The sequence below is a fragment of the Curtobacterium sp. NPDC089185 genome (assembly GCF_040685235.1).
Taxonomy (GTDB): domain Bacteria; phylum Actinomycetota; class Actinomycetes; order Actinomycetales; family Microbacteriaceae; genus Curtobacterium; species Curtobacterium citri.
The window spans coordinates 39,328-64,808 of the sequence record NZ_JBFBHK010000001.1 but is presented as its reverse complement, the minus strand read 5'-3'; the positions used below and the strand labels follow the sequence as shown (position 1 = coordinate 64,808).

26 protein-coding genes and 1 pseudogene are annotated in these 25,481 nt (G+C 72.8%); 24 read left to right on the top strand and 3 right to left on the bottom strand.

The features are described 5' to 3' along the window. Positions 1–217 precede the first annotated feature (217 nt). From recA to dapF, 5 genes are read left to right on the top strand one after another with little or no spacing between them, the layout of a single operon-like run. On the top strand, positions 218–1,285 hold the full coding sequence (gene recA / locus AB0N84_RS00320) for a recombinase RecA (protein ID WP_363543004.1): 1,068 nt from the start codon (positions 218–220) through the stop codon (positions 1,283–1,285). Continuing rightward, positions 1,282–2,205, top strand: coding sequence for a regulatory protein RecX (locus tag AB0N84_RS00315; RefSeq protein WP_363543002.1), 924 nt, complete (start codon positions 1,282–1,284; stop codon positions 2,203–2,205). The genes recA and AB0N84_RS00315 overlap by 4 nt, the downstream gene beginning before the upstream one ends. A gap of 38 nt (positions 2,206–2,243) precedes the next feature. Continuing rightward, positions 2,244–3,737 (top strand): tRNA (N6-isopentenyl adenosine(37)-C2)-methylthiotransferase MiaB, encoded by a 1,494-nt coding sequence (gene miaB, locus AB0N84_RS00310; protein ID WP_182047070.1) that lies wholly within the window; start codon positions 2,244–2,246, stop codon positions 3,735–3,737. After that, positions 3,724–4,683, top strand: a complete 960-nt coding sequence (gene miaA / locus AB0N84_RS00305) for a tRNA (adenosine(37)-N6)-dimethylallyltransferase MiaA (RefSeq protein WP_363542999.1) — start codon at positions 3,724–3,726, stop codon at positions 4,681–4,683. The genes miaB and miaA overlap by 14 nt, the downstream gene beginning before the upstream one ends. Further along, positions 4,680–5,570: a diaminopimelate epimerase gene (dapF, locus tag AB0N84_RS00300; RefSeq protein WP_069713537.1), complete on the top strand. Its 891-nt coding sequence runs from the start codon at positions 4,680–4,682 to the stop codon at positions 5,568–5,570. The genes miaA and dapF overlap by 4 nt, the downstream gene beginning before the upstream one ends. 59 nt (positions 5,571–5,629) lie before the next feature. Here dapF and AB0N84_RS00295 read toward each other — a convergent pair whose 3' ends face one another. After that, positions 5,630–6,244, bottom strand: a complete 615-nt coding sequence (locus tag AB0N84_RS00295) for a methyltransferase (protein WP_363542997.1) — start codon at positions 6,242–6,244, stop codon at positions 5,630–5,632. Between the two features lie 61 nt (positions 6,245–6,305). Here AB0N84_RS00295 and hflX point away from each other — a divergent pair, with 61 nt between their 5' ends. Beyond that, positions 6,306–7,844, top strand: coding sequence for a GTPase HflX (gene hflX, locus AB0N84_RS00290; protein ID WP_069713557.1), 1,539 nt, complete (start codon positions 6,306–6,308; stop codon positions 7,842–7,844). Positions 7,845–7,964: 120 nt separating this feature from the next. Here the strand turns inward: hflX and lexA are convergent, their stop codons facing one another. After that, positions 7,965–8,609 carry a transcriptional repressor LexA gene (lexA, locus tag AB0N84_RS00285; RefSeq protein ID WP_069713535.1) on the bottom strand — a complete coding sequence of 215 codons (645 nt, stop codon included), beginning with the start codon at positions 8,607–8,609 and terminating at the stop codon, positions 7,965–7,967. A gap of 235 nt (positions 8,610–8,844) precedes the next feature. On the opposite strand from lexA, the gene AB0N84_RS00280 reads away from it, so the two are divergent. The 17 genes from AB0N84_RS00280 to AB0N84_RS00200 all read left to right on the top strand — a co-directional run bounded on the left by AB0N84_RS00280 (position 8,845) and on the right by AB0N84_RS00200 (position 23,617). Continuing rightward, a complete protein-coding gene (locus AB0N84_RS00280) occupies positions 8,845–9,219 on the top strand; it encodes a LysM peptidoglycan-binding domain-containing protein (protein ID WP_289457584.1) in 375 nt (124 codons plus the stop codon). Between the two features lie 91 nt (positions 9,220–9,310). Further along, positions 9,311–10,435 carry a histidinol-phosphate transaminase gene (locus AB0N84_RS00275; protein ID WP_182047068.1) on the top strand — a complete coding sequence of 375 codons (1,125 nt, stop codon included), beginning with the start codon at positions 9,311–9,313 and terminating at the stop codon, positions 10,433–10,435. After that, positions 10,432–11,034: an imidazoleglycerol-phosphate dehydratase HisB gene (gene hisB / locus AB0N84_RS00270; protein ID WP_069713532.1), complete on the top strand. Its 603-nt coding sequence runs from the start codon at positions 10,432–10,434 to the stop codon at positions 11,032–11,034. The genes AB0N84_RS00275 and hisB overlap by 4 nt, the downstream gene beginning before the upstream one ends. Next, on the top strand, positions 11,031–11,666 hold the full coding sequence (hisH, locus tag AB0N84_RS00265) for an imidazole glycerol phosphate synthase subunit HisH (protein ID WP_289457582.1): 636 nt from the start codon (positions 11,031–11,033) through the stop codon (positions 11,664–11,666). The genes hisB and hisH overlap by 4 nt, the downstream gene beginning before the upstream one ends. Before the next feature lie 129 nt (positions 11,667–11,795). Further along, positions 11,796–12,542, top strand: coding sequence for a bifunctional 1-(5-phosphoribosyl)-5-((5-phosphoribosylamino)methylideneamino)imidazole-4-carboxamide isomerase/phosphoribosylanthranilate isomerase PriA (priA, locus tag AB0N84_RS00260; RefSeq protein WP_069713530.1), 747 nt, complete (start codon positions 11,796–11,798; stop codon positions 12,540–12,542). A 5-nt stretch (positions 12,543–12,547) separates the two neighbouring features. Continuing rightward, positions 12,548–13,381: an SseB family protein gene (locus AB0N84_RS00255; protein ID WP_182047065.1), complete on the top strand. Its 834-nt coding sequence runs from the start codon at positions 12,548–12,550 to the stop codon at positions 13,379–13,381. Between the two features lie 136 nt (positions 13,382–13,517). Continuing rightward, positions 13,518–14,396 (top strand): AAA family ATPase, encoded by an 879-nt coding sequence (locus AB0N84_RS00250; RefSeq protein ID WP_069713529.1) that lies wholly within the window; start codon positions 13,518–13,520, stop codon positions 14,394–14,396. Beyond that, positions 14,380–15,195: a ScpA family protein gene (locus AB0N84_RS00245; RefSeq protein ID WP_363542991.1), complete on the top strand. Its 816-nt coding sequence runs from the start codon at positions 14,380–14,382 to the stop codon at positions 15,193–15,195. Before AB0N84_RS00250 ends, AB0N84_RS00245 begins: the two co-directional genes overlap by 17 nt. Further along, complete coding sequence (gene scpB / locus AB0N84_RS00240; RefSeq protein WP_083264044.1) at positions 15,185–15,871, top strand: SMC-Scp complex subunit ScpB; 687 nt, start codon at positions 15,185–15,187, stop codon at positions 15,869–15,871. The genes AB0N84_RS00245 and scpB overlap by 11 nt, the downstream gene beginning before the upstream one ends. Beyond that, complete coding sequence (locus tag AB0N84_RS00235; RefSeq protein WP_363542989.1) at positions 15,868–16,521, top strand: hypothetical protein; 654 nt, start codon at positions 15,868–15,870, stop codon at positions 16,519–16,521. The genes scpB and AB0N84_RS00235 overlap by 4 nt, the downstream gene beginning before the upstream one ends. A 551-nt stretch (positions 16,522–17,072) precedes the next feature. Further along, positions 17,073–17,828 carry a pseudouridine synthase gene (locus AB0N84_RS00230; protein WP_259346186.1) on the top strand — a complete coding sequence of 252 codons (756 nt, stop codon included), beginning with the start codon at positions 17,073–17,075 and terminating at the stop codon, positions 17,826–17,828. A gap of 20 nt (positions 17,829–17,848) precedes the next feature. Then, a complete protein-coding gene (locus AB0N84_RS00225; protein ID WP_363542987.1) occupies positions 17,849–18,973 on the top strand; it encodes a prephenate dehydrogenase in 1,125 nt (374 codons plus the stop codon). Between the two features lie 200 nt (positions 18,974–19,173). Next, positions 19,174–19,839, top strand: a complete 666-nt coding sequence (gene cmk / locus AB0N84_RS00220) for a (d)CMP kinase (protein WP_259346185.1) — start codon at positions 19,174–19,176, stop codon at positions 19,837–19,839. Positions 19,840–19,959: 120 nt separating this feature from the next. Then, positions 19,960–21,483, top strand: coding sequence for a ribosome biogenesis GTPase Der (der, locus tag AB0N84_RS00215; RefSeq protein WP_069713021.1), 1,524 nt, complete (start codon positions 19,960–19,962; stop codon positions 21,481–21,483). Positions 21,484–21,543: 60 nt separating this feature from the next. Continuing rightward, entirely contained in the window at positions 21,544–22,104 is a 561-nt protein-coding gene (locus AB0N84_RS00210) for a hypothetical protein (RefSeq protein WP_363542984.1), read from the top strand. Positions 22,105–22,143: 39 nt separating this feature from the next. Continuing rightward, complete coding sequence (locus AB0N84_RS00205) at positions 22,144–22,653, top strand: hypothetical protein (RefSeq protein ID WP_289457578.1); 510 nt, start codon at positions 22,144–22,146, stop codon at positions 22,651–22,653. A 97-nt stretch (positions 22,654–22,750) separates the two neighbouring features. Then, positions 22,751–23,617, top strand: coding sequence for an oxidoreductase (locus AB0N84_RS00200; protein WP_363542981.1), 867 nt, complete (start codon positions 22,751–22,753; stop codon positions 23,615–23,617). Positions 23,618–23,653: 36 nt separating this feature from the next. Here the strand turns inward: AB0N84_RS00200 and AB0N84_RS00195 are convergent. Then, positions 23,654–24,466: pseudogene (locus tag AB0N84_RS00195) on the bottom strand (helix-turn-helix domain-containing protein); the annotation flags it as partial. 102 nt (positions 24,467–24,568) lie between these two features. Between AB0N84_RS00195 and AB0N84_RS00190 the strand changes: the two are divergent. Next, positions 24,569–25,441 carry an oxidoreductase gene (locus AB0N84_RS00190; RefSeq protein WP_363542979.1) on the top strand — a complete coding sequence of 291 codons (873 nt, stop codon included), beginning with the start codon at positions 24,569–24,571 and terminating at the stop codon, positions 25,439–25,441. The last annotated feature ends 40 nt before the right edge of the window (positions 25,442–25,481 follow it).

The window sequence follows — 25,481 nt, the reverse complement described above, 5'->3', positions numbered from 1 at the left end:
CGTGTTCGATAGGTGCTAGGTTCCTGCACAACGGCGCTGTCCTGACCTCGGTCCACAGGTCGCGCGGTCACGGGCAGTGATGTCGGTGGCCCGCCCTAGGTTCGGAGTCATCGGGAACAGCCCGACGCCTTGTCGCTCGACCCCCGGCCCTGCAGCACCGGCCGGTGTGAGCGCGACAGCCTACAGGCAGCCGACACCGAGCACGAAGGAGCACCCCATGCCCTCACCGGCAGACCGCGAGAAGGCCCTCGAGACCGCTCTCGCCCAGATCGACAGGCAGTTCGGCAAGGGCACGGTCATGCGCCTCGGCTCCGACGAGCGCGCCCCCGTCGCCACCATCCCGACCGGTTCGGTCGCACTCGACGTCGCGCTCGGCATCGGCGGGCTGCCCCGCGGGCGCATCATCGAGATCTACGGCCCGGAGTCGTCGGGTAAGACGACCCTGACCCTGCACGCCATCGCCAACGCGCAGCGCGCCGGTGGCATCGCGGCCTTCATCGATGCCGAGCACGCGCTCGACCCGGAGTACGCCAAGAAGCTCGGTGTCGACATCGACGCCCTGCTCGTCTCGCAGCCGGACACCGGTGAGCAGGCGCTCGAGATCGCCGACATGCTCGTCCGTTCCGGGTCGATCGACCTGATCGTCGTCGACTCGGTGGCCGCGCTCGTGCCCCGCGCCGAGATCGAGGGCGAGATGGGTGACTCGCACGTGGGTCTGCAGGCGCGCCTCATGTCGCAGGCGCTCCGCAAGCTCGCGGGTGGGCTGAACCAGACGCAGACCACGATGATCTTCATCAACCAGCTGCGCGAGAAGATCGGTGTGTTCTTCGGCAGCCCGGAGACGACCGCCGGCGGCAAGGCGCTGAAGTTCTACGCCTCCGTCCGACTCGACATCCGACGCATCGAGACGCTGAAGAGCGGCACCGACGCGGTCGGTAACCGCACCCGCGTCAAGGTCGTCAAGAACAAGATGGCGCCGCCCTTCAAGCAGGCGGAGTTCGACATCCTCTACGGCACGGGCATCTCGCGAGAGGGCTCGCTGCTCGACTTCGGTGTCGACCACGGCATCGTGAAGAAGTCGGGCGCCTGGTACACGTACGACGGCGACCAGCTCGGCCAGGGCAAGGAGAACTCGCGCTCGTTCCTCATCCAGAACCCGGACACCGCTGCCGAGATCGAGGGCAAGATCCTCGCGAAGCTCGGTGTCGGTGGCGCGAAGGCCGACGCCGGTGACGCGCCGGTCGAGTCGATCGCTCCGAAGCTCGCGGAGCGCAAGGGCGCGTGACGGACGCACCCGACCACGGCGAGGGCCTGGCACCGGTCACCAACCTGTTCGGTGCCCGGTCCCGCCGTGGTCGCCCCGCGCCGGACACGGATCCGGACGGACCGCAGGACGTCGAGGCGACGTCGTCGCCCGACGACGATCCGGCGACCGACGACACGGCCACCGGACTCCGCCCCGTGTCCGTGCCCGAGGTCGACGACTCCGCCGACGCCCCGGAGGTCGTGCCGCTGCGCGGGCAGCACGCCCAGGCCGAGTGGCTGTCGCCCGTCGTCGGCGACGGCTCGGGACGGAGCGCGCGCGCCGAACAGCGCGGGTACGACTCCGACACGGCGGACGCCACGGGCGCCTCGGTGTTCGCCATCGGCAGCGGTGACGAGATCGACCCGGCCGACGCGCCGCGGCCGATCGACGAGCAGCGTGCCGACGCCGAGCGGGTGAGCATGCGCGCACTCGGGCGCAAGGGCGTGAGCGAGTCCGAGATGCGGAAGCTCCTCGGCGGACAGGACCTCGACGCCGACGTCGTGGAGCACGAGGTCGCCCGGCTCGTCCGCGTCGGCCTGCTCGACGACGTCGCGCTCGCGACCGACCTGGTCGACCGGCTCCACGAACGCAAGGGGCTCGGGCGGCAGGGCGTGGTCGCGGAACTCCGTCGCCGCGGCATCGACCAGGCGGCCATCGACGCCGCCCTGGACGCCGCGGAGGACGACGCCGACGACGAGTTCGTGCGGGCGATCGAGCTCGCGCAGAAGCGTGCCGGGCAGCTCCGCGGGCTCGACCGTGCGACCGCCGAACGCCGGCTCAGCGGGTTCCTCATGCGCAAGGGCTACGGGTCGGGCGTCGTGCGGGTTGCCGTGCAGCGTGCCCTCGACGGACCGTCCCGCCGGCCGCCGTCCGGTGGCGGCAGCGTCCGCTTCGAGTAGCGCCGTCGGGGGCTGCGGCCGACCTACACTGGACGATCATGGCCACCGTCGCAGCCCGCCCCCGCACCTACGAGGTCCGCACCCACGGGTGCCAGATGAACGTGCACGACTCCGAGCGTCTGAGCGGGTCGCTCCAAGCGGCGGGGTACGTGGCAGCGGACGGCGGCCAGGCGGACGTCGTCGTGATCAACACGTGCGCGGTGCGCGAGAACGCGGACAACCGCCTCTACGGCAACCTCGGGCAGCTCGCCGGCATCAAGCGCGAGCACCCCGGCATGCAGATCGCGGTCGGCGGGTGCCTGGCGCAGAAGGACAAGAACGTCATCCTCGAGAAGGCGCCCTGGGTGGACGTCGTCTTCGGCACGCACAACATGGGGTCGCTGCCGACGCTCCTCGAGCGGGCACGGCACAACGACGAGGCGCAGATCGAGATCCTCGAGGCCCTCGATGTCTTCCCGTCGACGCTGCCGACGAAGCGCGACTCGACGCACAGCGGGTGGGTGTCCATCTCGGTCGGGTGCAACAACACGTGCACGTTCTGCATCGTGCCGTCGCTCCGGGGCAAGGAGAAGGACCGCCGTCCGGGTGACGTGCTCGCCGAGATCCAGGCGCTCGTCGACGACGGTGCCGTGGAGGTGACGCTGCTCGGGCAGAACGTGAACTCGTACGGCGTCGAGTTCGGCGACCGGCAGGCCTTCGGCAAGCTGCTCCGCGCCGCCGGCCAGATCGAGGGGCTCGAGCGCGTCCGCTTCACGAGCCCGCACCCGGCCGCCTTCACCGACGACGTGATCGACGCGATGGCGGAGACGCCGAACGTCATGCCGCAGCTGCACATGCCCCTGCAGTCCGGCTCCGACCGGATCCTCAAGGCCATGCGCCGCAGCTACCGCAGCGAGCGGTTCCTCGGCATCCTCGACCGCGTGCGTGCCCGGATCCCGCACGCCGCCATCTCGACGGACATCATCGTCGGCTTCCCCGGTGAGACGGAGGAGGACTTCGCGGACACGCTCCGCGTCGTCGAGCAGTCGCGGTTCGCCTCCGCCTTCACCTTCCAGTACTCCATCCGCCCCGGCACCCCCGCGGCGACGATGCCCGACCAGCTGCCGAAGGAGGTGGTGCAGGAGCGCTACGACCGGCTCATCGCGCTGCAGGACCGGATCACCGCCGAGGAGCACGCGAAGCAGGTCGGTCGGAGCGTGGAGGTCCTCGTCGCGACCGGCGAGGGCAAGAAGGACGACACGACGCACCGGCTGTCCGGACGCGCCGAGGACTCCCGACTCGTGCACTTCGCCGTCCCGCAGGGGTCCGACGTGCCCCGTCCCGGCGACGTCGTCACCGTCGAGGTCACGCGAGCAGCCCCGCACTTCCTCATCGCCGACAACGACGGGCCGCTGCGGATCCGCCGCACCCGCGCAGGCGACGCGTGGGACCGGGCCGAGGCCGAGAGCTGCGGCGTGCCCACCCCCGCCGCGGCGGGTGCGGGTCCGCGGCCGGTGTCGCTCGGTCTGCCGAGCCTCCGTGTCGGGCGCTGAGGCGGCAGCGGCGGCGACCCCGGACGACCTGCCGGACCTGATCGCCGTCGTCGGTGCGACCGGCACGGGCAAGTCCGAGGTCGCCCTGACGATCGCGGAGCACCTCCGGGACGCCGGTCGCCCCGCCGAGATCGTCAACGCCGACGCGATGCAGCTGTACCGCGGCATGGACATCGGCACCGCGAAGCTGTCGGAGGACGAACGCCGCGGCATCGTGCACCACCAGCTCGACGTGCTCGACGTCACGGACGAGGCGAGCGTCGCCGCGTACCAGCGCGACGCCCGGGCGGACGTCGAGCGGATCACCGCGGGCGGCGGCACGGCGGTGCTCGTCGGGGGCAGCGGCCTGTACGTCTCCGCGGTCCTCTTCGACCTCGCGTTCCCGGGGACCGACCCGGAGCTCCGCGCCGAACTCGAGCGCGAGCACGCCGAGCACGGACCGAACGCGCTCCTCGCACGGCTCCGCGCCCTCGACCCGGCCGCCGCCGCCGAGGTCGACGTGCGCAACCCGCGTCGCCTCGTCCGCGCCGTCGAGATCGCGAGCCGGTCCGAGGTCGTGACCCCGCGCCTCCCGTCCGCGCCGCGTCCCTGGCGAGCCGCCCGGGTGGTGCACCTGCACCGCGAGCGGAGCGAGCTCGTCGCGTCGCTCCACGCGCGCGCGGCACGCATGTTCCGGGACGGGCTCGTCGACGAGGTGGACGCCCTGCGGGCCGACGGGCTCGAACAGGGGCGCACCGCACGGGCCGCGATCGGGTACTCGCAGGCGCTCGACGTCCTGCACGGCCAGGCGACGTCGGAGGAGGCCGTCGACGCGACCGCCGTCGCCACCCGGAAGTACGCCCGCCGGCAGGTCTCGTGGTTCAAGCGGTACGACGCCGAGGTGCTCGACGTCAGCGGGACCGACGTCGCCGGGCTGCGGGCCGCGGCCCGTAGGATCGTGCCGTGACCGAGCTGCACTTCACGAAGGGCCAGGGGACGGGCAACGACTTCGTCCTGTTCGCCGACCCCGACGCCACGGTCGACCTGACCCCGGAGCGCATCCGCGCCATCGCCGACCGGCGCTTCGGCGTCGGCGCCGACGGGGTCATCCGCGCGGTGCGCTCCGACGCGATCCCGGAGGGGCGCCCGCTCGTCGCCGTCGAGCCCGCCGCGACCTGGTTCATGGACTACCACAACGCCGACGGCTCGGTCGCCGAGATGTGCGGCAACGGCATCCGTGTCTTCGCCCGGTACCTCACCGAGTCCGGGCTCGTCGACCTCGCACCGGGGGAGACCCTCACGGTCGGCAGCCGCAAGGGGCTCGTCGACGTGCAGCGCACGACGAACGGCTTCTCGGCCGACCTCGGCCGGTGGGACCTCGGGATCGAGGGCGGCGGCGCGGACGACGTCATGGTCCGGGCGAAGGAGCTCGACGGTGCGCGCCCCGGGATCGGCATCGACGTCGGCAACCCGCACGTGGTCGTCGCCGTCGCGACCGAGGACGAGCTCGCCGAGGTCGACCTGACCTACGTGCCCGTGCTCGACCCGGCGCCGGCGGCCGGGGCGAACGTCGAATTCGTGCTGCCGGGCGACCCGCTCGTCAAGGACGGGGTCGGCGAGATCACCATGCGCGTGCACGAGCGCGGGAGCGGCGAGACGCTGTCCTGCGGGACGGGCGCGGTCGCGGCGGCGCTCGCGACGCGGTACTGGGCGGGGTCGTCGGCGCCGGACACCTGGCGCGTGCGGGTGCCGGGCGGGGTGGTCACCGTGCGGATGTTCGCGGCGGAGGACGGCGAGCACGTGGCGCTCGCCGGACCGGCGGAGCTGGTGTTCTCGGGCGACCTGACGGTCTGAGACGGCGCCGGGGCCCGGTCACGGCGCTGCTGCCGCGTCGGTGCGCCCCGGTGTCGGTGCTACGGCGCCGTGCGGTGGACCCGGATGACGCGGAAGCCCTTGTCCGTCGTCGCCCGTGCGACCTGGAAGCCGTCGTCGAGCGTCTCCCGCAGCCACCGCTGCAGGGAGTCCCCGCCGAGGTCCTTCGACACGACGAGCCAGGCGTCCCCACCGACCTCGAGCCGGGGGAGCCAGGTCAGCAGGATCGCGTGCAGCTCGTCCTTGCCCACGCGGATGGGCGGGTTCGACCAGATCGTCCGGAACCGCAGGTCCGCCGGGACCTCGTCGGGCAGGGCGACGGTCACGTTCGTCGCGCCGGCGGCGGCGGCGTTCGCCCGCGCCAGGCCGAGCACCCGCTGGTTGACGTCGACACCCCACACGGCGGCGCCGGGCGACTCCAGCGCCATCGTGATCGCGATCGGTCCCCAGCCGCAGCCGACGTCGAGCAGCGCGCCCTCGGCCGCCGGCGGCGGCACCGAGCCGAGCAGGACCCGCGTCCCGCGGTCGAGGCCGTCCGGGCTGAAGACGCCGGCGGCGGTCGACAGGGTGAGCGGTCGACCCGCGAGCGTGACGTGCACCTGGCGCTCCCGCACCTCCGACGAGGGATCGGCGGAGAAGTAGTGGTCGTTCGCCATGGAAGAACCGTACCGGTGCACCCGTGTGTCCCGGGCGTGGCGGCGGTACCCTGTGGAGAAGATGACGGAAACCACCATGAACGACGGACGATCCGACGACAGCGCCGAAGGTGTCGTGGAACGCGTCCTCCGCAATGCCGAGACCCGGGCGACGTCGGCGATCTTCGCTCCGGCCCAGGCCATCCAGACACGATCGGTCGACGAGCACGGCTGGTCCGGCGACGGCGACCAGTACGAGCGTGAGGACCGCGCGGCCCTGCGCCGAGTCACCGGTCTCTCCACCGAGCTCGAGGACGTCACCGAGGTCGAGTACCGGCAGCTCCGGCTCGAGCGGGTCGTCCTCATCGGCGTGTACCCCCAGGGCGACGCGCAGGACGCCGAGAACTCCCTGCGCGAGCTGGCCGCACTCGCCGAGACCGCGGGCGCCGTGGTGCTCGACGGGCTGCTGCAGCGCCGACCGAACCCCGACCCCGCCACGTACCTCGGCAAGGGCAAGGCCGAGGAGCTCGCGATGGTCGTCAAGGCCACCGGGGCCGACACTGTCGTGGCCGACACCGAGCTCGCGCCGTCGCAGCGCCGCGCGCTGGAGGACGTGGTGAAGGTCAAGGTGATCGACCGCACCGCGGTGATCCTCGACATCTTCAGCCAGCACGCCACCACCCGCGAGGGCAAGGCGCAGGTCGAACTCGCGCAGCTCCAGTACCTCCTCCCGCGTCTGCGCGGTTGGGGTGAGTCGATGTCCCGCCAGGCCGGTGGTCAGGTCTCGGGCGGTGCGGGCATGGGTTCGCGTGGTCCTGGTGAGACGAAGATCGAGCTCGACCGCCGCCGCATCAACACGCGCATGTCGAAGCTGCGTCGGCAGATCGCCGGCTTCCGTCCGGCGCGCGAGGCCAAGCGCGCGGACCGGCACCGCAACGAGGTGCCGAGCGTCGCGATCGCCGGCTACACGAACGCCGGCAAGTCGTCGCTGCTGAACCGGCTGACGAGCGCGGGCGTGCTCGTGCAGAACCAGCTGTTCGCCACGCTCGACGCCACCGTGCGCCGCACCGAGAGCAGCGCCGGCCGCGAGTTCACGTTCGTCGACACCGTCGGCTTCGTGCGGAACCTCCCGCACCAGCTCGTCGAGGCCTTCCGGTCCACCCTCGAGGAGGTCGGCGAGGCCGACGTCATCGTGCACGTGGTGGACGGGTCGCACCCGGACCCCGCCGCGCAGCTCGCGACGGTCCGCGACGTGATGGGCGACGTCGGCGCGCGGGACATCCCCGAGGTCGTCGCGTTCAACAAGGCGGACCTGATCGACGAGGCGCAGCGCCTCGTGCTCGTCGGGCTCGTGCCGGACGCGGTGTTCGTGTCCGCCCGCACGGGCGAGGGCGTGCCCGAGCTGCTCGCCGCGATCGAGGCGCGTCTGCCCGAACCGGACGTCGAGCTCACCGTCGTGGTGCCGTACGACCGCGGTGACCTCGTGTCCTCGCTGCACGACGCGGGCGCGGTCGAGTCCACCGACTACGTCGAGGACGGCACGCGACTGCGGGTGCGGGTGTTCCAGCGCCAGGTCGCCGAGCTCGACCCGTTCGTGGTCGCGCCGGTCGCGACGGCCTAGTCCCGCAGGCGGTCGCCTGCTCACGTCGCGCCGCCGGACGGTCCGGCGTGACTGCGCACAACGCGGAGCAGCCCGCGCCACGGAAGTCCGTGGCGCGGGCTGCTCCGCGTCGTTCCGGCGTCAGATCGAGCGCAGCACCGCCACGACCTTGCCGAGCACGGTGGCCGCGTCGCCGAGGATCGGCTCGAACGCGGTGTTGCGGGGGAGCAGCCACGTGTGGCCGTCCCGCTGGCGGAAGACCTTCACGGTCGCTTCCTCGTCGAGCATCGCGGCGACGATGTCCCCGTTGTCCGCCGTCTGCTGCGAGCGGACGACCACCCAGTCCCCGTCGCAGATCGCGGCGTCGATCATCGACTCGCCCACGACCTTGAGCATGAAGAGGTCGCCCGTCCCGACGAGCTGACGGGGGAGCGGCACGATCTCGTCGACGTGCTGCTCGGCCGTGATCGGGACACCGGCCGCGATCCGCCCGACCAGCGGCACGAGGGTGGTCGCGTCGACATCGGGGGTGTCGACGTCCGGGGTGGGCTCGTCGACGAGGACCTCGAGCGCACGGGGTCGGTTCGGGTCGCGGCGGATCCACCCGCCCAGCTCGAGCTGACCGAGCTGGTGCGAGACGCTCGACAGCGACGACAGTCCGGCGGCGTCGCCGATCTCGCGCATGCTCGGCGGGTAGCCCCGGCTGGCGATCGACGCGCGGATCGCGTCGAGGATCGCCTGCTGCTTCGCCGTCAACGGCTTCTGGACCCGCAGTTCGTCCGCCACGTCGTGTCGCCCTTCGTCGGTGCCGGGCGGTCGGGCGGGAATGTCGGTGGTCTCCGCTTGACTCGTCCCAGTCGATCGAAACAGTATCCGACCGGCGCGGGCCGGACAAACACCTGTTCGAGCGTGTCGGCAAGAAATCCCCCACAGATTCCTTCCTGGGACTTGTGTGGGGTCGGATTCGAAACTATGTTCGGTACACGACTTCGGTTCCTCCGAACGGGAAGGCAAGAACGACATGAGCACCATGGCCATCGCTGACCAGCGCACCGCGACGCCCGCCGTCCGTACGCGCCTGCGCATCACGCGCCGCGGCCGCATCGTCCTGACGACGCTCGTCGCGCTCCCGGTCTTCGTGATCGTCGCCCTGTCCGTGCTCAACGGCGGTCAGGCCTCGGCCGGAGACTCCTCCCGCGCCGGCGAGCCCGTGCACTTCGACACCGTGACGATCCAGCCGGGCGAGACGCTCTGGCAGCTCGCCGAGGAGACCGCGCCGCAGGCCGACCCGCGCGACTTCGTGCAGGACGTCGTGAGCCTCAACGCGCTGGACGGGTCCTCGCTGCAGGCCGGCGAGCAGATCGCCATCCCCGCGAAGTACACGACTGGCGACTGACCGCAGCCTCCAGCCCGGCGGACCCTGGCCGGCACGGCCCACCGTCCGGACGGCCGGTCGCCGCACACGGGGCCCGGCCTACGATGGATCGGTGGCAACCTCGCTCGAAGACCTCCCGATCCGCGACGACCTCCGTGGGCAGAGCCCCTACGGCGCTCCGCAGAAGCACGTGCGCGTGCAGCTCAACGTCAACGAGAACACGCATCCCGTGCCCGAGGACGTCGCCGAGGACATCGTGGCCTCGATCCGGCAGGCCCTGGCCACCGTCAACCGGTACCCGGACCGCGAGTTCACCGAGCTGCGTCGGTCGCTGACCGCGTACCTGAACGGCGGCCTCACGGCGGACCAGCAGCTGACCCCGGAGCAGCTCTGGGCGGCGAACGGGTCCAACGAGGTCCTGCAGCAGCTCCTCCAGGCCTTCGGCGGTCCTGGCCGCTCGGTGCTCGGCTTCCCGCCCACGTACTCGATGCACTCGATCCTCGCCGCCGGCACCGGCACGCGGTGGATCGCGGCGCAGCGCGACGACGAGTTCCGCATCGCCCCGGAGACGGTGGTCGCGGCCATCGCCGAGCACCGTCCGGACATCGTCTTCCTCTGCGGCCCGAACAACCCCACGGGCACCCCGCTCGACATCGAGACGATCCGTGCCGCCTACGACGCGACGGACGGCATCGTCATGGTCGACGAGGCCTACGCGGAGTTCATGCCCGCCGACGCGCCGAGCGCCATCACCCTGCTGCCGGGACGACCGCGACTGGTCGTGTCCCGCACGATGAGCAAGGCCTTCGCGTTCGCCGGTGCCCGCGTCGGCTACCTGGCTGCCGACCCGGCGGTGGTCGACGCCCTCCGACTCGTCCGCCTGCCGTACCACCTGTCCGCGCTCACCCAGGCCGCCGCGATCGCCGCGCTCCGGCACGCCCCGGCGATGCTCGCGATGGTCGACGACATCAAGCGCCAGCGTGACCGGATGGTCACCGAGCTCGGGGCGATGGGGTACCGCACCTACGAGACGTGGTCGAACTTCGTGCTCTTCGGTGGTGTCGCGGACCCGAACGCCGCGTTCGAGGCGCTCCTCGAGCAGGACGTCATCGTCCGCGACCTCGGCATCCCGAACCACCTGCGGGTGAGCGCGGGGACCGAGGAGGAGACCACGGCGTTCCTCGAGGCCATGCGCCGCGTGGCCGCCGTGCAGCCGCCGGTTAGGGTTGACGCATGACCGCCCGCACCGCCTCGATCAGCCGGAGCACGAGCGAGTCGAGCATCGAGCTGTCGCTCGACCTGGACGGCACCGGTTCGTCCGACGTCTCGACGAGCGTGCCGTTCTTCGACCACATGCTGACCGCCTTCAGCAAGCACTCGCTGATCGACCTGCGGGTGCGGTCGACCGGGGACACCGACATCGACGTGCACCACACCGTCGAGGACACCGGCATCGTGCTCGGGCAGGCCCTCAAGCAGGCACTCGGCGACCGGTCGGGCATCGGTCGCTACGGCGATGCGCTCGTCCCGCTCGACGAGGCCCTGGCGCAGGCCGTGGTCGACGTGTCCGGCCGTCCGTTCCTCGTGCACTCGGGCGAGCCCGACGGCTTCGAGTTCCACCGCATCGGCGGCCACTTCACCGGGTCGATGGTCCGGCACGTGTTCGAGGCGATCACGTTCAACGCCGGGATCACCGTGCACGTCCGCGTCCTCGGCGGTCGCGACCCGCACCACATCGCCGAGGCGGAGTTCAAGGCCTTCGCCCGGGCGATGCGCCGCGCCGTCGAACTCGACCCGCGCGTCGACGGCATCCCGTCCACGAAGGGCGCACTGTGAGCGCCAGGCCGAACGTCGTCGTCCTCGACTACGGGTCGGGCAACGTCCACTCGGCGGCGAAGGCGCTCGAGCGCGCGGGTGCCGACGTGACGCTCACCGCCGACAAGCAGGAGGCCCTGCGCGCGGACGGCCTGCTCGTCCCGGGCGTGGGCGCGTTCGCCGCGGTCGTCGACCAGCTCGAGGGGGTGCGCGGCGGCGAGATCGTCGACCACCGCCTTGCCGGCGGGCGACCGGTGCTCGGCATCTGCGTCGGCATGCAGGTCATGTTCGCCCGCGGTGTGGAGCGCGGCGCGGATGTCGAGGGCCTCGGCCAGTGGCCGGGCACCGTCGAGGAGATCCGGGCCGAGGTGCTGCCGCACATGGGGTGGAACACCGTCCAGGCACCGGAGGACTCCGTGCTGTTCGACGGCCTGCGCGACGAGCGCTTCTACTTCGTGCACTCCTACGGCGTGACCGACTTCCCGCTCGACGCCTACGGCCCGTTCCGCGCCCCGCGGCTGACGTGGGCCGAGCACGGGCAACGCTTCGTCGCGGCGGTCGAGAACGGCCCGCTCACCGCGACCCAGTTCCACCCCGAGAAGTCCGGCGAGCCGGGCATCCGGCTGCTCCGCAACTGGGTCGACTCGCTCTGACCCGTCTGCCCCGGACCGACACCGGACCGGCACCGTGTCCGACGCGACGGCACCGCCGGAACCGAGCCGTGCCTCCCGGCCGACCCCGACCACCCGCGTGACCGCACCAGCAACAGAACCGACAGGACCATGACCGACCTCACCGCCACCCCGCCCCTCGTCCTGCTGCCCGCCGTCGACGTCGTCGACGGTCAGGCGGTCCGCCTCACCCAGGGCGAGGCCGGCAGCGAGACCGCGTACGGCGACCCGGTCGCCGCGGCCCGCACCTGGCGTGACCAGGGTGCCGAGTGGATCCACCTCGTCGACCTCGACGCGGCGTTCGGCCGCGGCGACAACCGCCGGCTGATCGCGAAGGCGGTCCACGAGGTCGAGGGCGTCTCGGTCGAGCTGTCCGGCGGCATCCGCGACGACGCCTCCCTCGAGGCCGCGCTCGCGACCGGGGCCGCCCGCGTCAACCTCGGCACCGCCGCGCTCGAGAAGCCGGAGTGGGCGGCGCGCGTCATCGGCGAGTACGGCGAGCAGATCGCCGTCGGCCTGGACGTCCGCGGCACCACCCTGGCGAGCCGCGGGTGGACCGAGGACGCCGGCGACCTGTGGGAGGTGCTCGACCGGCTCGAGGCCGCCGGGTGCGCCCGGTACGTCGTCACCGACGTCACGAAGGACGGCACGCTGCAGGGGCCGAACGTCGAGCTCCTCCGCGAGGTCTGCGACCGCACCGACCAGCCCGTCGTCGCCTCGGGCGGGATCTCGACGCTCGACGACCTCCGTGCCCTGCGCGAGCTCGTGCCGCACGGCCTCGAGGGCGCGATCATCGGCAAGGCCCTGTACTCCGGCGCGTTCACCCTGCCGGCCGCCCTCGACATCGCGTCGGAGTAGCCGCGGTGGCGGGCATCTCGAACGGGCGCGGCACCGGACCCGAGGCGCCGGAGCCGGGCGCGACCGACGACGCCCACACCCCGGGCGGTGCCGCCGACTCGGCGGGGAACCCCTGGGCGGGACGGACCTTCGACGCCCACGACGACGCCTACGCGGACGACGACGGCCTGGCCGACCCGGCACTCGTCGCCGCGATCACGGCCCTGCAGCAGGGCGGGTCCCAGGCCGCGGTCGTCGAGGCGCTGCGCGGGGCCCGGCTGCTCATCCCGCTCGTCGCCGAGGCCGGTGACGTCGGGCACACCGCCGAGGGGAAGCTCGTCGACAAGACGCAGGAGCTGTCGATCGTCACGGTCGCCGGACCCGACGGCCGCAGCGTGATGCCCGCGTTCACCTCGGCCGAGGCGATGCGCTCCTGGGACGCGACCGCACGACCGGTGCCGGCGGACGCACGCCGCGTGGCGATGGCCGCGGCGAGCGAGGAGACGCAGCTCGTCGTCCTCGACCCGACGGCACCGACCGAGTTCGTCCTACGCCGGCCCGCGGTGTGGGCGATCGGGCAGGACCTGCCGTGGACGCCCTGCTTCGAGGACCCGGAGGTGGGGCAGGCGTTCGCCGACTCCGTCGCCGACGAACCGGCGGTCGCCCGCGTCGAGCTGTCGCCCGGCGACCCCCTCGGCCGCTTCGCGGGCGCCGAACTGACCGTCGGGTTGGCGCTGCACCCCGGACTCGACCAGGCGGACGTGCAGGCCCTGGTCGGCCGGCTGCAGCAGCGCTGGACGGCAGACGCCGTGATCGCCGACCGGGTGGACAGCATGCGGGTGGCGCTGCGGCGAGCGTGACGCCGGTCCGGGCCCGGACGGGAGGCACGACTCGCGTCCGACGGTCCGGCTGCGGTCCGGTGGTCCGACGGTCCGGTGACGCGGCGCCGCGGCGGTGCGGCCCGGGCCGGGCAGGGCACGCCGGTACGATGACCGGGTGAGGACGAACCCGACGAGCACCCCCGGCACCGGCGAGACCCCGGTCGGCCCCACCGGTCGGCCCGTGCGGCAGTTCCCCGTGCCCGAGGAACTCGACGGTCACGGCCCGGCTCGCATCATCGCGCTCTGCAACCAGAAGGGCGGCGTCGGCAAGACCACGACGTCCATCAACCTCGGCGCCGCGCTCGCCGAGTACGGCCGCAAGGTCCTCGCCGTCGACTTCGACCCGCAGGGCGCCCTGTCCGCCGGCCTCGGCGTCCGCACGCACGACATCCCGACGGTCTACGACCTGCTCATGGGCGCCGTCAAGGACCCGCGCGAGGTCATCCAGCCGACGAACGTGCCGATGCTCGACGTCATCCCCGCGAACATCGACCTGTCCGCGGCCGAGGTGCACCTCGTGAACGAGGTCGCCCGCGAGCAGATCCTCGCGAGCGTGCTCCGCAAGGTGTCGAACGACTACGACCTCATCCTCGTCGACTGCCAGCCGTCGCTCGGCCTGCTCACCGTCAACGCGCTCACCGCGGCGCACGGCGTCCTCATCCCGCTCGAGTGCGAGTTCTTCGCCCTGCGCGGCGTCGCGCTCCTCATCGAGACGATCGACAAGGTGCGCGACCGCCTCAACCCCGCCCTGCGGCTCGACGGCATCCTCGCGACCATGTACGACTCGCGCACCCTGCACTCCCGCGAGGTCATGGAGCGCGTCGTCGAGACCTTCGACGACCACGTGCTCGACACGGTCATCGGCCGGACCGTCAAGTTCCCGGACGCCACCGTCTCGGCACGTCCGATCACGCAGACGGCACCCGAGCACGCCGCGGCGCACGCCTACCGGGCGCTCGCCAGGGAGCTCGTCGAGCGTGGCGCCGTCGCCTGACGCGACCACGCCGTCCGGCTTCCGGGTCCGGCTGCGCAACTTCGACGGCCCGTTCGACCTGCTGCTGTCGCTGATCACGAAGCACGAGCTCGACATCACCGAGGTGTCGCTCGGCGCGGTCACCGGCGAGTTCATCCAGTACGTGCGCCAGGCGGAGTCCGCCGACGAGCTCGACGAGGCCAGCGAGTTCCTCGTCGTCGCCGCGACCCTGCTCGACCTGAAGATCGCCGGGCTCCTGCCGCAGGGCGAACTCGTCGACGCCGAGGACGTCGCCCTGCTCGAGGCCCGCGACCTGCTGTTCGCCCGGCTCCTGCAGTACCGGGCGTTCAAGCAGGCCGCCGAGTGGTTCGGGGAGCAGTGGCAGCAGGAGTCCCGCCGCCATGTCCGCCGGGTGCGGCTCGAGGAGCGCTTCCGAGCGCGGACGCCCGAGCTCGTGTGGACCCTGACCGTGCAGGACTTCGCGGCGATCGCGACGCTCGCGTTCGCCCCGCGGGAGATCCCGACGGTCGGACTCGACCACCTGCACGCGCCGCTCGTGAGCATCCGCGAGCAGGCCGCGATCGTCGTGTCGATCCTCCGGACCCGTGCCGACGAGGACGTCTCGTTCCGCGAGCTGGTCGCCGGTGTCTCGGAGACGGGTATCGTGGTGGCTCGCTTCCTGGCGATCCTCGAGCTGTACCGGAACGCGTCGATCTCGTTCGAACAGCTCGAACCGCTGGGGGAGCTGACACTCCGGTGGACCGCCGAGGACTGGTCCGAGGAGAGCCTCGCGAACCTGGGAGCCGACTATGACGGATGACGCACGCGCCGCCGCCTCGAGCGCCGAACCCGGGGGAGCGGACGAGGTCGCCGACGCCCGCGCGATCGAGCAGGAGCTGCGCGACGCCGGCCACGCCCGCACGGAGCTCCCGGTCGACCGTCAGCTCGAGGCGATCCTCATGATCGCCGACGAGCCCCAGTCGCTGGTGTCACTCGGCGCCGCGGTCGGCGCGCCGGTCCCGGCCGTGCGCCAGGCGATCGAGCGGCTCGTCGCGGACTTCGACGGCGTTGCCGGGACCGTCCGCCGCGGCTTCGAGCTCCGCGAGGTCGGCGGCGGCTGGCGGTTCTACGTCCGCCGGGAGCTCGACGTCGTCGTCGAGCAGTTCGTCGAGGCGGAGCGCCCGGCACGGCTGTCGCAGGCGGCCCTCGAGACCCTGGCGGTCGTCGCCTACAAGCAACCGATCACCCGGTCGCAGATCGCGTCGATCCGCGCGGTGAACGTGGACGGGGTCGTCCGCACCCTCGTCGCGCGCGGCCTCATCGAGGAGTCGTTCACCGACGCCGAGACCGGCGCCATCAACTACGTCACGTCCGACCTGCTGCTCCAGCAGCTCGGCATCAACTCGCTCGACGAGCTGCCGCTCATCTCGCCCCTCCTCGAGGACGGCGTCGGCGGCTTCGAGCAGAACGAAGGGATCCCCGATGGCCGCGTATGAGGACGAACGACGAGGAGGCCCCCGACGGTCGGGTCGCGACGGCGGGTCGGGTCGCGACGGCGGGTCGGGTCGCGACGGTGGCCGGACGGGAGGCACGCCCCGCGACCGCGACGGCGGCTCCGCTCGTGCGGGTGGCCGGTCGGGCGACGACCGTGGTGGGTACCGGGGTCGTGACGACCGTTCCGGTGGGAACGGTGGCGGGTACCGCGGGCGCGACGAGCGTCCGGGCGGCACCCGGGGCGGCGACGACCGTGGTGGGTACCGGGGGCGCGACGAGCGGTCCGGTGGAGCCGGCGGCGGGTACCGGGGGCGCGACGATCGTTCCGGTCGCGCACGCAGCAACGACGACCGTGGTGGGTACCGCGGGCGCGACGACCGTTCCGGTGGGAACGGCGGCGGGTACCGGGGCGGCGACGACCGTGGTGGGTACCGCGGCCGTGACGACCGTTCCGGTGGCGCCCGGGGCGGCGACGACCGTGGTGGGTACCGCGGCCGTGACGACCGTCCGGCCGGCGCCCGTGGCGGCGACGACCGGGGCGGGTACCGGGGTCGTGATGATCGCGGCACCGGCGGGTACCGGGGCGGCGACGACCGTGGTGGGTACCGCGGGCGGGACGACCGACCGAGTGGTGACCGCGGCCGCTTCGTGAGTCGCGACGACGACCGCCGCGGCGGGGACGGCGGGTTCGTCCGCCGCGAGGACGACCGCTCCACGAGCGGGTACCGCGGCCGTGACGACCGCGGGCGCGACGACCGCAGGGGCGGCGGCCGTGACCGCGACGACCGCGGCGGGTACCGCGGGCGTGACGACCGGACTGCCGGTGCCTCCCGTGGGCGGGACGACCGCCGCGACGACCGGCGCGATGACCGCCGCCGCGACCCGGCGCGCGAGGACCGCCGGACCCCGGACGGTCGACCGAGCACCGTCTGGCACAACGGCCGCCGCTACGTCGGTGGCACGACGACCGCGCGCAACGGCGACCGCCCCGGTGGCGCGGGTGCTCGGGGAGCAGCAGGTGCTCGGGCAGCCGGACCCCGCGGCGCCGACGCCCGCACGACGCCGCGCCCTGCGGGCGCGCGCGACGAGCACGGCGCACCGCTGGAGGGCACGCCGGAGCGTCCGATCATCCCGGACTGGGACGCGACGGAGGGGAGCGCGCCCACCGGGGGCGAGCCGAGCCTCCAGGCCGACGGTGAGCGCCTGCAGAAGGTCATCGCCGCTGCGGGCGTGGCGTCCCGCCGGGTGGCGGAGAACCTGATCGTCGAGGGTCGCGTGACCGTCAACGGCGAGGTCGTCGACGCCCTCGGGCGTCGGGTCGACCCGGAGTCCGACGCGATCGCGGTGGACGGCGTGCCGGTGCAGGTCGACACCTCGCGGCGGTACGTGCTCCTCAACAAGCCGACCGGGATCGTGTCGAGCCTGCAGGACGAGCGGGGCCGGCGCGACCTGTCCGAGTTCGTCGACCGGTACGAGGAACGGCTGTTCAACGTCGGCCGGCTCGACGCGGAGACCTCGGGGCTGCTGCTCCTGACGAACGACGGCGACCTGGCGCACGTGCTGGCCCACCCGTCGTTCGGCGTCGCGAAGACGTACATCGCGAAGGTCGCGGGCAACGTCAACCCGGGTACCGTGCAGCGACTCCTCGACGGCGTCGAGCTCGAGGACGGACCGATCGCCGCGGACAAGGTGCGGTTGCTCGAGTCGGCGCGCGGCGAGTCGCTCGTCGAGGTCACCCTGCACTCGGGGCGCAACCGCATCGTCCGCCGCATGCTCGAGGCCGTCGACCACCCGGTGCTCGAACTCGTCCGGCGTTCCTTCGGACCGCTGCAGCTCGGCTCGCTGCCGGTCGGCCGGGTCCGTGAGCTGTCGACGGTCGAGCTCGGTGCACTCCTGCGCATCGCCCGCGAGGCGCAGGTCGCTCCACAGGGCGCCGGGGACGAGGAGACCACCGACTGAGGCCTCGGTAGGCTGACCGCGTGACCGACGCCCCCGCCCCGCTCGCCGAACCGGACATCGACCGGCGGCTCCGCGGACCCGTGCGGGTCGTCGGGGCCGGGCTCCTCGGGGCCTCCATCGGGCTCGCCCTGCGCGAGAAGGGCGTCGACGTGGTCCTCGATGACGTGTCGCCGGCCGCGCTGGCGCTCGCCGTGGACTACGGCGCCGGTCGTCGTCCCGCAGCGGGCGACGAGCCGGAGCTCGTGGTCGTGGCGGTGCCCCCGGACGTCGTGGCGACGGTGGTCGAGCGCGAGCTCGCCGCCTTCCCGGGCGCCGTCGTGACGGACGTGGCGAGCGTGAAGACCGGGCCGCTCGAGCGCCTGCGTGCCGCCGGTGCCGACGTCGCGCGCTACATCGGGTCGCACCCGATGGCCGGTCGCGAGCGCAGCGGTCCGACCGCGGCACGGGCCGACCTGTTCGTCGGGCGCCCGTGGGTCATCGCGGGGCACGACGGCATCTCCTACCAGCGGGCCGCGGTGGTCGAGGACCTCGCCCTCGACGTCGGTGCGACGGTGGTGCCCATGGAGCCGAGTGCGCACGACCTCGCGGTCGCCTACGTCTCGCACGCGCCCCAGCTCGTCTCCACCCTCATGGCCGCGCGGCTGCAGGAGGCACCGGACGGGTCGCTCGACCTCGCGGGCGGCGGCGTCCGCGACGTCACCCGCATCGCCGCGAGCGATCCGGGGCTCTGGGTGCAGATCATCGGTGCGAACGCCGCGAACATCCGACCGGTGCTCGCCGACCTGCGCGACGACCTCGACCGGGTGCTCCGAGCACTCGACGACCCGGACGGCCAGGGCTCGCCGCGCACCATCGCCGAGACGATCGCCGCCGGCAACCGCGGTGTCGAGCGCCTGCCGGGCAAGCACGGCACGACCAAGCGCTTCGCCCAGGTAGTCGTCCTCGTCGACGACACCCCGGGCCAGATCGCCGCACTCCTCGCGTTCATCGGGGAGATCGGCATCAACCTCGAGGACATGCGCCTCGAGCACTCACCGGGCGCACCGATCGGCATCGTCGAGGTGGCGGTCGTGCCCGAGCAGGAACAGCGACTCGTCGAAGAGCTCGAGGGTCGCGGATGGAGGATCGCAGCAGCATGGGCCTGAACGACGACACGAACACCGCGCTCGAACAGTCCGGCGTCACCGGCGGACCGGACGGCCCCGACTCCGGGCTGCCGGCCCCGGGCGGCCAGCCCGGACCCATCGGCGGCGGCGACATCGCCGGCGGCCTCGACGGCCAGGGCGGTGGCGAGCCCGGTTCGACGAGCGCACCCGTTCCGTCCGGGCTGCCCCAGGGCGCGTTCGTGGCGAAGACCGTCATCGCGGTGGACGGACCGGCCGGCAGCGGCAAGTCCAGCGTCTCGCGTGCCGCGGCCCGCGCCCTCGGGTTCGGCTACCAGGACACCGGCGCCGCCTACCGTGCCCTCGCGTGGCACGCGCTGCAGCAGGGCGTCGACCTCGACGACCCGTCGGCGGTCCTCGCCAGCTGGGACACCTTCGACTACGCGATCGGCACCGACCCCGACGACTACTTCGTCCGGGTCGGGGACACCGACGTGACCGAGGCCATCCGGACGCCGGAGGTCACGGCCGCGGTGGCGCACATCGCGAAGCTGCCCGAGGTGCGCGAGCGGCTCGTCCAGCTCTTCCGCCAGGTCATGCGGAAGGCGGACGGGCAGGGCATCATCACCGAGGGGCGCGACATCACGACCGTCGTCGCCCCCGACGCCGAGGTCCGGATCCTGCTGACGGCCGACGAGTCGGTTAGGATGGCTCGGCGATCTGCTGAGGTCACGACCCAGTCGGCCGCCGAGACCTCCGCCGCACTCGCTCGCCGGGATGCAGCGGACGCGAAGGTCGTCGACTTCATGAACGCCGCGGACGGTGTCACGACGCTCGACTCCACCGACCTCGACTTCGACCAGACCGTCCAGGCGGTCGTCGACCTGGCCCGAGCGGCCACGCACTGACGCAGACCGGGCGCCGTCCGGTCACACGACCGGGTCGCCCGGTCACCACAGCCGGGTGACCGGCCCGGCCGGGAACGGCCACCGACACCGCGACTCCGGTCGCACACGAGGAACCCCACCATGGCCCAGCAGGACAGCCACGACAACGACGACTTCCCGGAGTACGACGACGCCCTCGGTGAGCGGCTCGCCGGACTCGACGAAGCCGAGGCGGAGCAGCGCGCGAACGCGCTCCGCGTCGGCCTCGACGAGTACGAGCTCGACGAGGAGGACGTCGCGCTCCTCGACGCCGGTGCCCTCGGCGAGGACGGCGTGCACTACCTGCCCGCCTACCCGGTGCTCGCGATCGTCGGTCGCCCGAACGTCGGCAAGTCGGCGCTCGTCAACCGCATCATCGGTCGGCGCGAAGCCGTCGTGCAGGACGTCCCCGGCGTCACGCGCGACCGCGTGAGCTACAAGGCCGAGTGGAACGACAAGCGCTTCACGCTCGTGGACACCGGTGGGTGGGAGCCCGACGCCCGCGGCATCAACGCCTCGGTCGCCGCGCAGGCCGAGGTGGCGGTCGACCTCGCCGACGCCGTGCTCTTCGTCGTCGACGTCACCGTCGGCATCACCGCCACGGACGAGCACGTCGTGAAGATGCTCCGCGGCACCGACCGTCCGGTCATCGTCGTCGCCAACAAGGCGGACGACGAGCGCCGCGACCTCGACGCCTTCGAGCTCTGGAACCTCGGCCTCGGTGAGCCGCACCCGGTCTCGGCGCTGCACGGCCGCGGCGTCGCGGACCTGATGGACCTCATCATCGCGACGCTCCCCGACACGTCGGCCGTCGCCAAGCAGGAGGTCGGCGGTCCCCGTCGCGTCGCGATCCTCGGACGCCCGAACGTCGGCAAGAGCTCGCTGCTCAACAAGGCCGCGGGTGAGGAGCGCGTGGTCGTCAACGACCTCGCCGGCACCACGCGCGATCCGGTGGACGAGCAGATCGAGCTCGGCGGCCGGGTCTGGCGCTTCGTCGACACCGCGGGCATCCGGAAGCGTGTGCACCTGCAGCAGGGCGCAGACTTCTACGCGTCGCTCCGCACCACCGCGGCCCTCGAGAAGGCCGAGGTCGCGGTCGTCGTGCTCGACGTCACCGAGACGATCTCGACGCAGGACCTCCGCATCATCGACCTGGTGCTCGAGTCCGGTCGCGCGCTCGTCCTCGCCTACAACAAGTGGGACCTGCTCGACGACGACCGCCGCCGTTACCTGGAGCGCGAGATCGAGCAGGACCTGGCCCACGTGGCCTGGGCCCCGCGCGTCAACATCTCCGCCCGCACCGGCCGGCACCTCGAGAAGCTCGTGCCCGCGCTCGAGACCGCGCTCGAGTCGTGGGACACCCGCATCCCGACCGGCAAGGTCAACGCCTTCATCGCCGAGCTCGTGCAGGAGCACCCGCACCCCGTCCGCGGCGGCAAGCAGCCACGCATCCTGTTCGGTACCCAGGCGTCGAGCCAGCCGCCGACGTTCGTGCTCTTCACCTCGGCCTTCCTCGACCCGCAGTACCGACGCTTCATCACGCGCCGGCTCCGCGAGGTCTGGGGCTTCGAGGGGACCCCGATCAACGTCAACATGCGGGTGCGCGAGCGCCGGAAGCGCACGTAGTCGGTCCGGGGGGACGACGTGCGACGGCGAGCACCACGGGGACCGGCGACGGTCCTGGTGGTGCTCGCCGTCGTCGTGGGCGGGGTCGGGATCGCGTGGACGGTCAGCACACCCCGCGGGGGTGATGCCCTCGTCGACCGACACGCTGGTGTCGACCGCGACCGAGCGCTGACGCGACCGCAGCCGTCGGCGCCGATCGGGGTGTCGAACGCCCTCGGAGCGCCGATCCCGGAGCCGCCGGTCCGAGCCACGCCACGCGACGTCGAGGACTGGGTCGCACGCACGCTGCCGGTCGCCGGGCCGATCCTCCCGGTCGGCGACGACTTCGGCGGGACCGTGCGAATCGAGCGGGTGGGGGACGCGTCGGTGGCCGTCCGCCTGCAGGGCCTCACCGTGCCGCCAGGGCACCGTTCGCTGCGGATCGTGCTGTCCCGCCAGGTCGCCCTCGACACGGCGGCGCTCGCAGCCGCGCACACGCTCACGGCGGTGCCCGCCGTCGCCGGGGACACGTCGATCGTCACCGATCCCACGTCGCTCGAGGCGGACGTCCGGACCGTGGCGGTGCTGGACGACGACTCCGGCGAGGTGCTCGGCGTCGCCCTGCTGGTCCCCGTCGACTGACGTCGCCCGGGTAGCGCCCGGATGCGGCACGATTGACGGGTGAGTCTCCCCGCCCTCGCCGACCGTGTGTGGTGCCGGCTGCACCTCGACCGCCTGGCCGGCGGTCGGCAGGCCGGCTACGTCATCCGCGAGGACATGCTCGCGCACCCCGACACCGTGCGCTCCTTCCGGTGGATCCGGTGGCTGCTCGTCGCCGAGACCGCCGTCGGCCTCGCCGCGATCGTCGTCGCCGTGCTGCTCACCCGTGCCGGGGAGACGGTGGCGTGGGCCGTGTGGTTCCGGGCGACGGTCGTGCTGCTCATCACCCTGACGCTCTACGTGTTCGCGTGGCGGGCGCAGCTCGGCTACTACTGGGCGTACCAGCGACTCCGCCTGTTCAGCAGGATCTTCCCGGTCGTGACGCTCGTCGTCGCCGCGATCCCCGGGCTCTACCCCTTCTGGATGGTGATCGAGCAGATCCTGTTCTCGCTGCTCATGATCGGCATCGGCGACGTCCTGACGAGCGACCACATGCGAGCGACGTTCCCGAAGCCCCGCACGGCGCGCTGAGTCCGCGGCACCAAGGCGGCGCCAGGGCGGCACCCGGGCGGCACCAGGGGACACCCACGGCCAGGCACACCGGAGCGAACGGGTGCATCGTCGACGCATGACGACGAACACGCTCCCCGGCGGCACCTACGACCTCGGCGACCTCGAGGTCACCCGCTTCGGGTACGGCGCGATGCAGCTCGCGGGACCGCAGGTGTTCGGTCCGCCGGCCGACCGGGACGAGGCCGTCCGGGTCCTCCGCACGGCGGTCGAGCTCGGCATCACCCACATCGACACCGCGGACTTCTACGGCCCGTACGTCACGAACGAGATCATCCGCGAGGCCCTGCACCCGTACCCGGAACAGGTCCACATCGTGACCAAGGTCGGGTCCCGCCGCAACGACAAGGGGCAGTGGCCGCCGGCCCGGAAGCCGGAGCAGCTCGTCGAGGACGTGCACGCGAACCTCGAGCGGCTCGGCGTCGAGCAGCTCGACGTCGTCAACCTGCGCGTCGGCGGGTTCGACGCCCCGGAACCGGGGAGCATCGCCCCGCAGTTCGAGGCACTGGCCGGTCTGCAGCAGCAGGGGCTCGTCCGACACCTCGGCCTGTCGACGGTCACGGGCGCGCAGCTCGTCGAGGCGCTGCGGATCGCACCGGTGGTGTGCGTCCAGAACATGTACAACGTCGCGCAGCGTGCCGACGACGACCTCGTGGACCTCACCGCGGCCGAGGGCATCGCCTACGTGCCGTACTTCCCGCTCGGCGGCTTCTCACCGATCCAGTCGGCGGCGCTGGACGCGGTCGCGGAGCGGCTGGGGGAGTCACGCCTGTCGGTGGCGCTCGCCTGGCTGCTGCAGCGGTCCGACAACATCCTGCTCATCCCCGGGACGTCGTCGGTGGACCACCTGCGCCAGAACGTCGCCGGAGCCGGGTTCACCCTGCCGGCGGACGCGGTCCGGGAGCTCGACGCCATCGGCGGCTGAGGCGGCTGAGGCGGCGAGGCTCCCGAGGAGCGCGAGGGCCCGCGCCGAGGGGGAGCCCGGTTCGGCGTGGTGCACCACGAGGAGCTGCCCGTCGGTGCCCCCGACGCCGAGCTTCTCGCGCCGGAGCTCCAGGCCGCCGACCTCGGGGTGCCACATCCGGACGGTTCCGCCGGCGAGCGGCCGGACGTCGTGGCGGGCCCACAGCCGGCGGAAGTCCTCACTGCCGAGGGACAGCTCGCCGACGAGCGACGTGACGCCGGGGTCGTCGACGTCGGTGCCGATGGAGGCCCGGAAGGCCGCGACCATGCCGGCCATCTGGTGTTCCCAGTCGGGGTAGCGCTCCTGCTCGGCGCCGTCGAGGAACATCGTCCGCAGACGGTTCTCGCCCGCTCGCATCCCCGGCGCGAGCTCCGTCGCGAGGGCGTTCGCGGCGAGGACGTCGAACGCGCGGCCCTCGACGAAGGCCGGCAGACCGATCACGTCGAGCAGCTGCAGGGTGCCGGACGGCACGCGCTCCCCGGTGGTGCGAGCGGAGGCCCGGCCGGAGCCGCCCCGACGGGGTCGTGCGCCACCGGCCTCGTGCGCGGCGAGCGAGTGCAGGTAGCGGGTGGCGGTCGTGTCGAGATCGAGCACCCGCGCCAGTGCGTCGAGCACCTGACCCGACGGGTTCCGGTCGCGACCCTGCTCGAGCCGGAGGTAGTAGTCGGCACTGATGCCCGCGAGCGTCGCGACCTCCTCGCGTCGGAGTCCCGGGGTACGACGCACCCCGGTCACGCGGATGCCGGCGTCCTCCGGTCGGACCAGGCTGCGCCGAGCCCGCAGGTACGCACCGAGGCTGTTGTCGCTCACACCGCGATGCTACGGACCGCCTGCGTTCCGTTCCTGGTCCCCGTGGTCCCAGGGACGCGGGGGACCTGTCCCGTCGCGCCCGGCGGACGCATCGTGGTGGGCATGAGCACGACGACCCTCCCCGGCGGCACCTTCCGCCTCGCTGACGACCTCGACCTGACCCGGATCGGCTACGGCGCCATGCAGCTCGCCGGCCCCGGCGTGTTCGGCCCGCCCGCCGACCGTGACGAGGCGGTCCGGGTCCTCCGCAGCGCGGTGGAACTCGGCATCACCCACGTCGACACGTCCGACTTCTACGGCCCGCACGTCACCAACGAGATCATCCGCGAGGCCCTGCACCCGTACCCGGACGAGCTGCACATCGTGACGAAGGTCGGCGCCCGACGCGACGCCGCGGGGAACTGGCCGCACGCCCGCGAGCCGCACGAGCTCGTCGAGCAGGTGCACGACAACCTGCGCACCCTCGGTCTCGAACGGCTCGACGTGGTGAACCTGCGCATGGGTGGCGTCGACGCTCCCGAACCGGGCAGCATCGCGCCGCAGGTGGAGGCGCTCGCCGCACTCCAGCAGCAGGGCCTCATCGGGCACCTCGGCCTGTCGACGGTGGACGCCGAGCAGCTCGCTGAGGCGCGGACCATCGCGCCGATCGTCTGCGTGCAGAACTCCTACAACGTCGCCCGACGCGAGGACGACGCCATGGTGGACCACACCGCGGCCGAGGGCATCGCCTACGTGCCGTACTTCCCGCTGGGCGGGTTCTCGCCGATCCAGTCCGGCGCACTCGACGCCGTCGCCGAGCGTCTGGGGGAGTCGCGGCTGTCGGTGGCGCTCGCGTGGCTGCTGCAGCGCTCGCCGAACATGCTGCTCATCCCCGGGACGTCCTCGGTGGAGCACCTCCGCGCGAACGTCGCCGGCGCGGGCATCACCCTGCCGTCGGACGCACTCGCCGAACTCGACGCGATCGCCGCCGCCTGACCGGCGGGGCCGACCGCCGGAGCCTGACGCTGGAGCTCGG